Annotated in this window: 12 protein-coding genes; 3 read left to right on the forward strand and 9 right to left on the reverse strand. The window is 71.7% G+C overall.

Features of this window, described 5'->3' with window-relative positions:
- From FE633_RS31620 to FE633_RS31640, 6 genes are all read right to left on the reverse strand, one after another.
- Nucleotides 1-518: radical SAM protein (locus FE633_RS31620; protein WP_138048608.1), on the reverse strand; the 518-nt coding region annotated here is incomplete at its 3' end.
- Nucleotides 515-667 (reverse strand): hypothetical protein, encoded by a 153-nt coding sequence (locus FE633_RS47460; RefSeq protein ID WP_171060188.1) that lies wholly within the window; start codon nt 665-667, stop codon nt 515-517. The genes FE633_RS47460 and FE633_RS31620, both read right to left, overlap by 4 nt.
- Nucleotides 664-4,008, reverse strand: coding sequence for an SAV_2336 N-terminal domain-related protein (locus tag FE633_RS31625; protein WP_138048609.1), 3,345 nt, complete (start codon nt 4,006-4,008; stop codon nt 664-666). Before FE633_RS31625 ends, FE633_RS47460 begins: the two co-directional genes overlap by 4 nt.
- Before the next feature lie 4 nt (nt 4,009-4,012).
- Entirely contained in the window at nt 4,013-5,107 is a 1,095-nt protein-coding gene (locus FE633_RS31630; protein ID WP_138048610.1) for an AAA family ATPase, read from the reverse strand.
- Between the two features lie 190 nt (nt 5,108-5,297).
- The gene (locus tag FE633_RS31635) at nt 5,298-7,274 is read right to left on the reverse strand and encodes a VMAP-C domain-containing protein (RefSeq protein ID WP_138048611.1); all 1,977 of its coding nucleotides are present in this window, start codon (nt 7,272-7,274) and stop codon (nt 5,298-5,300) included.
- Entirely contained in the window at nt 7,267-7,737 is a 471-nt protein-coding gene (locus FE633_RS31640; protein WP_246113925.1) for a CU044_2847 family protein, read from the reverse strand. The genes FE633_RS31635 and FE633_RS31640 overlap by 8 nt, the downstream gene beginning before the upstream one ends.
- Nucleotides 7,738-7,938: 201 nt before the next feature.
- Between FE633_RS31640 and FE633_RS31645 the strand changes: the two genes are divergently transcribed.
- From FE633_RS31645 to FE633_RS31655, 3 genes are all read left to right on the forward strand, one after another.
- Nucleotides 7,939-8,118: a DUF6104 family protein gene (locus FE633_RS31645; RefSeq protein WP_138048612.1), complete on the forward strand. Its 180-nt coding sequence runs from the start codon at nt 7,939-7,941 to the stop codon at nt 8,116-8,118.
- A gap of 296 nt (nt 8,119-8,414) precedes the next feature.
- A complete protein-coding gene (locus FE633_RS31650; protein WP_138048613.1) occupies nt 8,415-9,353 on the forward strand; it encodes a DUF4097 family beta strand repeat-containing protein in 939 nt (312 codons plus the stop codon).
- Between the two features lies 1 nt (nt 9,354).
- A complete protein-coding gene (locus tag FE633_RS31655; protein WP_138048614.1) occupies nt 9,355-10,410 on the forward strand; it encodes a PadR family transcriptional regulator in 1,056 nt (351 codons plus the stop codon).
- A gap of 65 nt (nt 10,411-10,475) precedes the next feature.
- Here FE633_RS31655 and FE633_RS31660 read toward each other — a convergent pair whose 3' ends face one another.
- From FE633_RS31660 to FE633_RS31670, 3 genes are all read right to left on the reverse strand, one after another.
- Entirely contained in the window at nt 10,476-11,063 is a 588-nt protein-coding gene (locus FE633_RS31660) for a Clp protease N-terminal domain-containing protein (RefSeq protein WP_138048615.1), read from the reverse strand.
- The gene (locus FE633_RS31665; RefSeq protein WP_010984411.1) at nt 11,063-11,272 is read right to left on the reverse strand and encodes a helix-turn-helix domain-containing protein; all 210 of its coding nucleotides are present in this window, start codon (nt 11,270-11,272) and stop codon (nt 11,063-11,065) included. Before FE633_RS31665 ends, FE633_RS31660 begins: the two co-directional genes overlap by 1 nt.
- Nucleotides 11,273-11,367: 95 nt before the next feature.
- On the reverse strand, nt 11,368-12,333 hold the full coding sequence (locus FE633_RS31670; protein ID WP_138048616.1) for a zinc-binding dehydrogenase: 966 nt from the start codon (nt 12,331-12,333) through the stop codon (nt 11,368-11,370).
- Nucleotides 12,334-12,581 lie beyond the last annotated feature (248 nt).

Genomic DNA, 12,581 nt, shown 5'->3' on the forward strand with positions numbered 1-12,581 from the left:
CGGGCGGCGGGCCAGGCGGGACGGCCCGTGCGGTCGACCCGGCGCGCGTTGTGCCCGGCCCGGCCGCCGTCCAGGCTGAGGCCGACCCGGATCCCGGCCGCGGCGAGCCGGTCGAGGGTGGGTTCGGTGAGCCGGGTGCCGTTCGTCTGCACGGTGGCGGTGACCTGGCAGGTCTCGGGCACCGCTGCCCGTACGGTTCGGGCGTACGCGAGGACGGGAGCGGGGCCGCCGAGGAGGGGTTCGCCACCGTGCAGCTCGATCCGGATGCCGGTCAGTCGATGCTCCCGTACGTGCTCGGCGATGCGCTCCGCGGTCCGCAGCATGGTGGGCTCGGCCACCCGGGCCGGACGGTCGCGCCAACTGCCGTCCGCTCCTTGGTAGATGTAGCAGTAGGAGCAGTTCAGGTTGCAGCGGCTGTGCACCTTCAGCACGAACTGCCGGAAGGGCGTGGGGCGGTGGGCCGCCGTGTCGAGGACGGCGTGCGGCCAGCGGGGGTGTTCTGTGCGGCCTCGCGTCATGGGGCGTCTTCGTAGTGGGCGACGACGGTGGTCTCCCCGGCCCGGCTGCGGAGTTCGGCGAGGATGGCGGCGAGAACCGGGTGGTCCGTGTGCTCCGGGAGGGGAATCTCGGGCAGGGGTATGCCGCTTTCGTCCACAGGGGCGGTCACTCGTCGGCCGTTTCGGATTCCAGGCGGGTGATGTGATGGCGGAGGACTTCGGTGCGGGTCCGGTCTTCGGTGAGGTGCAGGGCCTCGCGGTATTCGGTGAGGGCGCGGTCGGGTGCGTTGAGCTGTTCGAAGACCTTGGCTCGGGATTCGCGGGCGTCGAGGGCAGCGTCCCGGTCATCGGTGTCCTGGGCGCTCTGGGCCGCGTTCAGGTAATACTCGGCGGCGCGGTGCAGGTGGCTGACGTTTCCGGTCCGGGTCGAGATCTCCTTCGCGACGTGGCCTCGTTCGAGCCAGCTATACATCGCGACGTGCGGTGTGCCCGCCCCCCGGGCGGCTTCGCCCAGTATCCAGTCGGCCTCGTAGAGGTCGGCGAGTACATGGCTGAACCACCCGTAGCGCAAGCGGTAGACGTAGCCCAGTTTGAGCCTCCGGTCCGGCAGTTCGGGATCCCCCTCGGGTGTCGCGTCGACCGCGGCGCGCAGGGCCCGTACCGCCGCGTCCATGTCGCGCTTTCTGAGGTGCCCTGTGCTCCGTTCGTACAGTGCGGTGCCGTATTCGACCAGCACACCGGCCCGCCGCGTGTCGTCCTCGTCCAGCAGGGCTACGGCTTCCTCCCAGGCGGTGATGGACCAATTGATGTCGACGCCGCGTCCTGTCCCGAAATAGCGTTGCAAGTACGTACGGGCCGCCCACACGTGACATTCGAACCGCAGGTCGGTGTTGTCGCCCGCGATCAGCAGCGCTTGGTCCACGGCCTGCAGGATCGCCGGGCGCCCCCTGCCGTCCTCGCCTCGTGACGACTGGACGATCTCGATGGCGGACGCCACGCCCAGCCAGGCACGGCAGCGCTCCTCGTCCGGCAGGGCGTCCGGGGAGCGAACGGCGGCCATGAAGTCGTCGGTGGCCCCACCGGCGAGTTCCCGGGCCCGGTCCTTGTCGACGTCTTCCGGTGCGTTCTCGATCTCGCCGCGCCCCAGGTAGTACCTGGCGAGGGCGAGCCGCAGCCCTCCGCGTGCCATGTGCCCGCTCTCGGGGTCCGGGAACTCCAGCCGTACGCCGGCGGCCTCGATCGCACGGACCAGGTGCGCGGTGTACCACTCGTGCTCCCCGCCGGCCTCGGCCGACGCGGGCAAGCTGGCGCCTGCCCTGGCCACGGCATCGCGGATGACAGGCAGCCTCTCGGCCGCGATCCTGCGGCGCTCCACGGCCTCCGCGGCAGTCGAGGTGTCGTCCAGCACCCGGCTGAGTTCTGTGTCGGCGCGGCGGACCAGTTCATAGAAGGCCCAGCGCCTGGCAGGATGGCGGGCGTCGGCCAGCTCCAGCGCCTGACGGCGCACGTCCTCGGGCAGTTCCTCGGACAGCCCCTCGGTCACGCTCGGTTCGGCGTACTGCGAGTAGATGAGCCCCCGCAGCAAGCTCCCCCGAACCGTCCCCGCCCGCTCCGCCGCCGCGAGCGCGTCCCGCAGATCCTCGACGACCCGCCGCACCCGCCACCGCGCCAGCAACGCCTCGGCCAGCTCCTCCGCCGCCCGGTCGCGTCCCCTGGTCGTGCGCGCGAAGGACAGGGCCTCTTCGAAGTACCCCACCGCCGCGTCGAGTTCCCGGGTGAGCCCCTCCCGCTCGTACCGCTCGAACGCGGCCCGGCCCTTGCCGACCAGTTCGTCCGAGTCCATCGGCGGCAGAGGCGACGAAGGAAGTCGCTGCCCCAGGTCCCGCAGCACCTCCGCCGACACCTCGGCGAACGCCCGCAGGCCCGCCGGTTCCCTCTCGTCAGGGCCGGACAAGGGACCCGCGTCCGTGGGCGGCTCCACCGCCCCCCGCAGAAACGCGCCCGCCAGCGCCGGGAAGTTCCGCGCGCTGCGTCCGAACCGCCGTTCCACGTACTCCGAGCAGTGCTTGAACAGCAGCTCGACCTCGTCGACGGCGAGCCGCGCGCGCAGTTCCCCGGCCACCCCCGGCAGGAAGTCGTACCGTACGGCCCGCGGATCGTCCGCGTCCTCTCGGCGTTTGAGCAGCCCGCTCAGCAACACCTCGGAGAGCACGTCGGGCCCCGTCCCGGCGAGCATCGCGTACTGGACGAGCTGCATCACCGGCAGATACAGCGGCACCGCGGACAGGTACACGGCGAGCCGCCGGGCCTCCTGGGACGCGGGGCGCCAGAAGGCGCGTACCCGCTCCTCGCCCGTGATGTCCTCCGTGGCCCGCACCGGCGCGCTGGAGGCCGTGTGGTCGGCGCGGACCCAGCCCGCGGCGGCGGACAGGGACTGGCCGGTGGAGCCCGCGATCAGCCGGGCCCAGCCCTCCACCGAATGCCGTCGCAGCGCGAGCACGGGCACGGGCAGCGCACCCCGCTCGGCCCTCCCCCGCTCCGGTGTGAACTCCAGCGTGCCGGCAGGCCCTTCACGCCGGTGCAGCATCCCGCGCCGGGCGGGCAGATGCGTACGCAGCCACATGCGCTGCGGCAGCGGCTGTACGACGGCGACCGGCGCCACGGACGCCCAGCGGGACAGCAGCCGTTGCATCCGGCCGCTGCGCCACATGGGTCCGGCGCAGTCGCTGAGGACGAGCGTCAGGCGCCGTCCGGTGGGGTCGGTGAGCTGTTCGGGGGCGTGCAGCGGACCGGCGCGCTCGGGTGTGGCGGCGCAGCCCGGCAGCCCGTCCGCGGCCTCGTGCAGATACTGCACCTGTACCTCGCGGAAGGCCCCGGCGCGCTCGCAGACCTGGCGCAACTCGTCCAGTGCCTGCTGCCATACGACCGTGGAGGTGGAGACGTCCATGAGGAGCAGCAGCCGTGCCTCGCGGCGCCGTTCGGCGCGCAGGACGGGCAGTACGAGCCCGGACTCGGCGGCCCGCTGGGCGGTGGCCCGCTCGTCGAGGGTGCGAGGCACGGAGCGTACGGGCGGACGGTAGCGCTGGAGGGGGCGTAACCCTCGTTGCAGCGCGAGGGGTTCGGGCAGTGCCGGTGCGGCGGGCACCCGCACGGGCACCATCCGGGCACCGCGTCCCTCGCCGCCCGCCCCGGGCGCGAACAGCCGTGCGCTGTCGGGCTCTTCGGCCTCGCCCTCCGCTTCGCCTCCCACTTGGCCGCGGATGGACGGCAGCCGCGCCCGCAAGGTGCCGCTCCCGTCGCTGTCACCCGGCCGCGGAACGGAGCTCGGCGGGCCGGACGAGGGCTCGGCGGGGGGCTCGGCCGGCGCGGGCAGCCAGCGGGCCAGCCACAGTGCGTCCGCCAGCTCCTCGACGCCGGGCGGGATGTCCGCCTCGCGCATGCGCGCGACCAGCGCCACGAGCTCAGGGCTCGCACCGTCGGTCGGTGCAGTGTCGGGAGCCTGGGCGGTCATCTGGCTACCTGGGCCCGCGGTCCAGGGGCTGCATCAGCAGCTCCGAGATCTCCTCGCGCCGGTCGGAAGCGTCCCTGGCGGCGTGCTGCGCGAGGAAGATGGCGTTGAGCAGCTGGTCGGTGGGGCGCAGCGCCCCGTCGGCCTCTGCCTCCGTGAACTGGTCGACGATGTCGCGGTTGTCCTCGTACGAGCCGTCGCCGAAGTGCGCCTGTACCAGCGCGGCGAGGCGCTCGTCGCGCGGCGCCTTGAGGTCGAGGGGGATACAGCGGCGCAGGAGCGGTGCCGGGAACTCGCGTTCGCGGTTGCTGGTCATGACGACGAACGGGAAGGCCCGGCAGCGGACCTGGCCGTCGGTGACCTCGACGCGCCGCCCGTCGTCGGTGAGCACCTTCACGGTGCGCTGCCCCGGCCGGTCGGCGATCCGCTCCAGCTCCGGAATGGCGAAGCGGCCTTCCTCCAGGACGTTGAGGAGGTCGTTGGGCAGGTCGATGTCGCTCTTGTCCATCTCGTCGATGAGCAGGACCCGCGGCCGGTCGGAGGCGATCAGCGCGGTGCCGAGCGGTCCGAGCCTGATGTAGCGGCCGATGTCCTCGGACACCTGTCCGCCGGGCTGCTCGGATGCCGGGACCGACGGGCCGGCCGCGGCTTCCGGGGCTTCCGGGGCTTCCGGAGCCGACGCGCCGGGGTGCGTGGCGCGGTCGAGTTGCGCGTCCTGGAGGCGGCCGATGGCGTCGTACGTGTACAGCCCGTCCCTGAGTTCGCTGCGGCTGACGATCGGCCAGTCCAGGACCCGGCCGAGGCCGAGTTCGTACGCGATGGAGTGGGCGAGCGTCGACTTGCCCACGCCCGGCTCGCCGGTGACGAGGAGCGGGCGCCTCAAGTAGAGGGCGGCGTTGATGAGTTCCAGGGTTCCTGAGTCCTGGATGGGCAGCGGGATGGTGCGCGCGCCCAGCCTGCGATGCGTCGACGAGTCGAAGGGCGGTACGTCGTAGGTCACGACGGGGGCGTCGAAGGCGCGCCAGGGCGGAGGGTCGGGCAGCCGCAGGATCTTGTCCGGATCCGGCCCCCCGGTTCCCTCGTAGATGAACCACTCGCTCATGGTGTGCTCCTCGTCGACGGTCGGTGGTCATCCACGTCCTGGCCGACGGGGGCGTCGGGCGCCCACAGCGGGCCCCTGAAAACGTACCCGCCAGGGGCCTGCCACACGATCGTTTCCGGCCAAGCCTCATGGACGTATGTCGCGACGCCGGCGGCGGAGCGCGTGACGTTCGCAGCGCGGCGCGTGGCGTTCACAGCGGGGCGTCCACGGGTTCGGTCTCCTCCGCCGGCAGCGGGCGCCGCGGGTCGTCGTACAGCAGGGCCAGGGGTTCCGCCCAGCGGCGGCCGGCACGCCGCTCGCTGATCTCCTGCCGTATGTGCCGCAGACGGTCGGGGAGTTCGGCGACGGAGCCGAGCGTGCCGAGGAGTTCCTGCGCCTTCGCGTGAAGCGTGTCGCAGGACTCCGGACAGACGCGGGTCGCGTGCCCGTCGATGTGCCACAGCGCCACGCCGTGACCGCTGTCCAGGGCGAGCTTCATCGCGGCACGACCGGGGCCGGACCCGGCCGGGCGGCACATGACCGGGACCCGGTCGCACGCGGCCTCCTGATATCTGAGGGCACTCTGGCTCACACCGCGCTCGGGGGTGCGCCAGCCGCTGAATCGGCGCTCCGCCGTCATCGCCTCCCAGCGGTCGGCCCAGAGTTTGTCCGGTTCTCCCCGGCGCGCGAGGGAGCGCAGCACGACCCTGCGGCGCGCTCCCACGTGCCCGGCGTCGTCCAGTTCGGCGATGTCGTCGAACCGCCAGCGGTGCACGGCGGTGTCGAAGTACTCGGCGGGCAGGGCGACTTCGAGCGGCACGGGGAGGCCTTCCCGGTCCTTCGCGCGGAACAGCGTGCCGAGCGGCGTACGCAGGGCCTGTACGAGTTCGCCGGGCAGGTGGCCCTGGATCGAGCTGTCCGCCGCGTACAGTTCGGGCTCGTTCACGCCGTCGCCGCAGTCGAGCCAGATCTGCCAGAAGAAGCGGGTGGGCTTCGAGCCGATCACCGGATCGAGGAGGACGGCCGTCGTCGGCCCTTCCCCGGGGCCGGGGTAGGGGATCACGACGCGTTGCGAGGCGTCCTCGGGGCAGGGCAGCAGCAGGGCCTCGGGGAGGCGGACGTCCCTGACGAAGTCGTGCATGGCGCGGCGCGGGTCCCGGCGCAGCCGCTTCTTGATCCAGTCGCCGAGCGCCGCGGGATCGCCGCCCCGGGAGCGCAGATACTCCTCGACGTACCGCAGATACCGCAGAAACGCGAGTGAGTCGAGCGGCTGTGCTCCCTCGTAGAGCAGCCCGTGACCGTCGCGCCAGCTCACCAGCTCGGGCGTCTCGCCCGCCCATCTGTGACCGCTTCTCGCCTTGACCGAGAGGAACTCCACGGTCGGCGCATCGGGCGGCGGAGGAAGCGCGGCGAGCAGGCCCAGCGCCTCCCGGCGGTCGGCCGGACCCCAGTCCTCTCCGCCGGGGGCGGCGCCGGCCTGTAGGTCGACCCAGTTGTCGCCGCCCCCTGAGACCGGCTCCTCGCCGTGCCACCGGTCGTGGGCCGCCACGACCTTGCGGTAGAGGTCGCCGAACCGGCGCAGCGCGGAGATCGCCACCGCCATCCCCCCGTCCTGCTGGGTCCGGCGCGACTTGGTCAGTCCGACGACGGCTCCGGTGGCGGGATCGAGCAGCGGCCCGCCCGAGACGCCGTGGGGGAAGGCGACATCGGGCTTGAAGATCAGTCCGTAGGTGTCGTCGTGCCCGTTGATCTCGGCCGCCACGTCCCACCGCACGGCCTGGCGCGGGTTCTGCGGCGGTTCGGGGCGGTAGCCGTACACCTGGAGGGCGCCCGAGTGCCGTACGGCCCGGTCGGCGAGCCAGACACACTCGTGCTCGTAGGCGTCGGCGTCCCCGGCCAGGCGCACCAGAGCGAGGTCTTCCTCCGGCGGTACGGGACGTCTGCGCGGGTCGGTGATCAGCCAGCGCTCCAGGCGTGCCTCGGCATCGACGACCTCGCCGCGCACCCTGAAGACGACGCCCTGATCCGCCGCGAGGTGCGGGCGCAGCACATGCGCGGCGGTCAGTACCCAGCCGGGCGCGACGAAGAATCCGCTTCCCCACATCGGCGGATTGTCACCCTCGGCGGGCAGGAGGTGGACGGTGGCGGCCTTGGCGAGCGCGTGCAGACGAGGGTTCCGCTCAGCCATGCGCGACCGGGTTCCCGTCGGCCGCGGCTGCCTGGCCTTCCGCCGTGGTACCGGCCGCCTGGGGTGCCGCCGCCTGCTGAGTCGCCGCCTGGCCTGTGACCGCCTGCTGTGTCGCCGCCGGCCCCGCGCCGTTCTGATGCGGCTGCTTGTCGAACTGCCACGTGAGCGTGACCTGCACGGACGCCTTGGCCTCGCCCCTGGCGAGTACGGCGACCGCCAGGCCCTCCTTGGCCGTGAGCTCCACCCCGAAGGTGATGGCGGCCTCGGTGGGCCCGACCGCGCGGGCGGCGTCGAGGACGGTGGAACCGACCCCCTTGATCAGCTCCTGGAGCTGTTCGACCTTGGCCCGGGCGGCATCGGTGAAGCCGACGTCCTCCTGGTCCCCTCCGTAGCTGTCCGGCGTACCGACACGGGCGGTGACCACCGTGCCGGGCTGCAGTTCGATCTCCTGGATATGACTCACGCCGCTCCCCCGTCGCCCCCACGCCCCATCCGTGCCCCGTGCAACTGGCCACGCTCGGAGCCCACTTGAACTGCGACGAGGCTAATACTCCCGTTGGTTGCACGCGACCCCACCAAGCGGCACGAATCCGGCATGCGCGGCCCGGGCCTACCCTGGGGGCGTAGGCCCGTGGGTTCGTCCCGTCCGCATCAGGAGCAAGAGTTGTACTTCACCGACCGTGGCATCGAGGAACTGGAGAAGCGGCGCGGCGAGGAGGAGATCACCTTCGAGTGGCTCGCCGAGCAGTTCCGTACGTTCGTCGATCTCAATCCGGACTTCGAGGTGCCGGTGGAGCGGCTGGCGACGTGGCTGGCACGGCTGGACGACGAGGACGACGACTAGCCGACGAGTAGCCGACGAGGACGAGTAGGGGCCGGGACCCGGGATCTGCCGGGGCTTGCCCGTTCGGCCGCCGTCGATGCGGCCCACGCCTGGGCGTTTTGCGCCTACTTACCCCCTTTACCCCCTGCGAAGTCGCCGGAACGGGTGTCTTGACTTCCCGCGACCGCGATATATCGTGAATAGCGGAACACGCGATATGGCGCGACCGTCCGGTGGGTGCCTGCCGCGCCGTTCCGCAGTACCTCGCAACCTCTCGCAATACCCCGCCAAGCCCGTCCGGCCCAGGAGGTCCCACCATGTCCGAGTGGTCCGTCGCAGAGCCAAGGAAGCTCACGTTCGACGACCCCGTGACGGCACTCCACGTGCGAATCGTCAACGGAACGGTGAACGTCGTGGGGGTCGACGAGGGTTCCACTCGCCTGGAGGTGACCGAGATAGAGGGCCCGCCCCTCGTGGTGACCCAGACCGACGGCACCCTCACGGTGGCGTACGAGGACCTGCCGTGGAAGGGCTTCCTCAAGTGGCTCGACCGCAAGAGCTGGCGCCGCAGCGCGGTGGTCTCCCTGGCGGTTCCGGCTGGTACGCGTGTGGAGGTCGGCGTGGTCGGTGCCTCCGCCGTGATCTCCGGGGTGGACGGTCGCGCGGACGTCAAGTGCGTCACGGGTGACACGACACTGGTCGGATTGTCGGGCCCCGTCCGCGCCACCACCGTTTCCGGGAACGTGGAGGCGCAGGCCGTCGCCGGCGACCTGCGGCTGAACTCCGTCTCCGGTGATCTGACCGTCATCGAGGGCTCCTGCCCGACCGTGAAGGCCGAGTCGGTGAGCGGCTCGATCATCCTCGACATCGACTCCGCGAGCACCCCCACAGACGTCAGCCTCACAAGCATCTCCGGCGAGATAGCCATCCGGCTCCCCCATCCCGCGGACGCCGAGGTCGAGGCCAACACCGCGAGCGGCACCGTCTCCAGCGCCTTCGACGACCTCCGGGTCGGCGGCCAGTGGGGCGCCCACAAGATCACCGGTCGCCTGGGCGCCGGCACCGGGCGGCTGAAAGCGACGACGGTCTCGGGCTCGATCGCCTTGCTACGGAGGCCTCCGGCGGAGGACGAACCATGGGATGCGGAGCCCGCGACGCATGGGGCAGGAGTGCACCGGACAGAAGCGGAAAGCAGTCCGGCCAACAGCCCGACCGACACCCCCACCGACACCCTGACCGACAAGAAGGGGCTTTGACATGCCTCCTGTCTTTGCCCACGGACGACTGCGGCTCTACCTGCTGAAGCTGCTGGACGAAGCCCCGCGCCACGGGTACGAGGTGATCCGGCTCCTGGAGGAGCGCTTCCAGGGGCTGTACGCGCCTTCGGCCGGCACCGTGTACCCGCGCCTGGCCAAACTGGAGGCCGAGGGCCTGGTCACGCACACGACCGAGGGCGGTCGCAAGGTGTACGCGATCACGGACGCGGGCCGGGCCGAACTGGCCGACCGCAGCGGCGAGCTGGCCGACCTGGAGCTGGAGATCCGCGAGTCGGTGGCGGAGCTCGCCGCCGAGATCCGGGCCGATGTGCGGGGCGCGGCGGGTGATCTGCGCCGTGAGATGCGGGTGGCGGCGAGCGAGGCGCGCCGGCGTCCCACGGGCAACGGCGCCAAGGGATGGCAGGGCGAGCAGGAGGACGCCCCCACGGACTCCGGGGAGTACGGGGAAAAGGAGGCGTGGCGCGCCGCGAAGGAGGAGATGCGCCGCGTCAAGCAGGAGTGGAAGGAGCAGGCCCGGCGCGCCAAGGACGAGAGCCGACGGGCCCGCGACGAGGCCGAACGGGCGCGCCGCCAGGCCAAGGAGGCGCAGGAGCGGGCGCAGGCGCAGGCCCAGGAGGAGTTCCAGCGCGTCGCCAAGCGTGTCCAGGAACAGGTGCAGGACCACTTCGCGCGAGGCGACTGGCCCACGGGCGTACGCGAGGGCCTCACCGAACTCGCCAAGGAATTCGGTGAGTTCGGCAAGGGGTTCGGGAAGGACTTCGGCTTCGGCCGGCCGGAGACGCCGCAGACTCCGGAGCCCGACTACGCGGCCACCCCCGAGGACTTCCCCGCCGAGTACGAGCCCGCCTGGGCGCACGACGACTCGACGGGTGACCCCGCCCGCGACCTCGACCGGCTCCTGGACCGCTTCCGTGACGACATCCGCGACGCGGCCCGCGACCACGGGGTGACGGAGGAACAGCTGCGCGACGCCCGCCGCCACCTGTCGACGGCGGCGGCACACATAGGGGCGGTGCTGCGGACGCCCAAGTCCTGAGCGGGGCGCCCCCTGTGGGGGCGGTGCCCCCGGAGGCCTCCAGGGCTTCCGGGGGGCACCACCCCTCAGCTCGCCTTCGCCTCGCCGCCGCCGTAGAGCACGCGCCGCAGCGACGCGTACGTCACCCCGTGGTCGGCCAGCACCTCCGCGGGGACACCGGGGCGGGCCGTGAGGGCGAGGAGAAGGTGCTCGTCGCCGATGTGCCGGTCATGCTGGGCCAGCGCGATGCGCAGTGACTCCGTGAGAAGGTCCTTGGCGCCGCGAGTGAAGGGCCGGTGCCCGCCGAGGAACCCGGACCACCACCCCTTGCCGCGCCCCTTGCCCTTCCCTTCGGACTCCAAGGCCCCCACGCCATGAGCCTCCTCGATCCTGGACACGATCTCCGAGAGGTCGAGGCCGAGACCGGACAGCGCGTCCGCGTCGGCGCGCGACAGCCCACCCCGGCGCCGCGCCTCGGCTAGGGCTTCCAACACTGACTCCTTGTGACGGTCGAGTCCCAGGGAGGCCAGGGCGAACGACGCACGGCTGCCCTCACGGTCGAGCAGGGACAGCAGCATGTGCTGCTCCTCGACCGTCTCCGCGCCCATTCGCTCGGAGTGGCCGACCGCGCCCAGTACCACCGCGCGGGCGTCCTTGGTGAACCGTTCGAACATCACTGCCTCCCGTACTTCTTGTGGACGGCCTGCCTGCTGACACCCAGTTCCGCGGCGATCTCCTGCCACGACCAACCCTGATTGCGCGCGCTGCGCACCTGCACCGCTTCGAGCTGCTCCAGCAGCCGTCGCAAGGCTGAGACGGCCCGCAGCCCGATCCGCGGATCGCGGTCGCCCGCGCGCTCGGCGAGATCCGTTGCTTCGGTCATGACGTCAACTTACGTTGACACGCCCGTTGATGTCAACCACAGTTGACACCAACGGGCGTGCGCAACACAGCGATCAGCAGGGCTTCAGAACGGCGTCAGGACGGCGTCAGGACGATCTTCCCGAACTGCCCGCCCGACTCCATCCGCTCGAAGCCCTCGCGGGCGCGGTCCAGCGGAAGAACGTCGTCGATGACAGGGCGTACACCGGTGGCGGCACAGAAGGACAAAAGGTCCTCCAGCTCGTCCTTCGTCCCCATCGTGGAGCCCACGACCTTGAGTTCGAGGAAGAAGATGCGGGTCAGTTCGGCGTGCGCGGGCTGGTTTCCACTCGTGGCGCCCGAGATGACCAGGGTGCCGCCCGGCTTGAGGGACTTGACCGAGTGGGACCAGGTGGCGGCGCCGACCGTCTCGATGACGGCGTCCACGCGCTGCGGCAGCCGGGCGCCGGACTCCAGCGCCTCCACGGCGCCCAGGTCCACGGCCCGCTTGCGCTTCGCCTCGTCGCGGCTGGTGGCGAAGACCCGCAGCCCCGCGGCCTTCCCCAGCACGATCGCGGCCGTGGCCACACCGCCCCCGGCGCCCTGGACCAGCACCGAGTCACCGGGACGTACGCCCGCGTTGGTGAAGAGCATGCGGTACGCGGTCAGCCAGGCGGTGGGCAGACAGGCGGCCTCCTCGAAGGAGAGCTCCTTCGGCTTCGGCAGCACGTTCCACACGGGTACGGAGACCTGCTCCGCGAACGTCCCCTGGTACCGCTCGGTGAGGATGGAACGCGGCTCCTTCGGTCCGACGCCGTGCCCTGTCTGTCCGATCACGGAGTGCAGCACGACCTCGTTGCCGTCCTCGTCGATCCCGGCGGCGTCGCAGCCCAGGATCATCGGCAACTTGTCCTCCGCGAGGCCCACGCCGCGCAGCGACCACAGGTCATGGTGGTTCAGGGAGGCGGCCTTGACCTTCACGGTAGTCCAGCCGGGCCGGCCCTCGGGAGCGGGCCGCTCACCCAATTCCAGGCCGTTCAACGGCTGATCACGGTCAATACGAGCAGCGTAGGCAGCGAACATGCCCCGACCCTAGGCTCCACCGGGCCGCCCACGGAACCAGTCACCCCTGTGACACGCGCCCCTTAAGGGGCGCGCCCTGTTAGGGGCGCGGGGCTGTGACATTTACGGCTCCGCCGCGCGGGCGCGACCAGCCACGGAGGACCCGCAGCAGAAAACGAACCCGGGGGCCTGGGGGCGCAGCCGCCAGTTTCGGGAAGGGGTGGGCTTGGGGAAGGAACCCCCCCCCCCCCCCCCCCCCCCCCCCCCCC

It is taken from the genome of Streptomyces montanus (assembly GCF_005786655.1).
GTDB classification, from domain to species: Bacteria; Actinomycetota; Actinomycetes; order Streptomycetales; family Streptomycetaceae; genus Streptomyces; species Streptomyces sporangiiformans.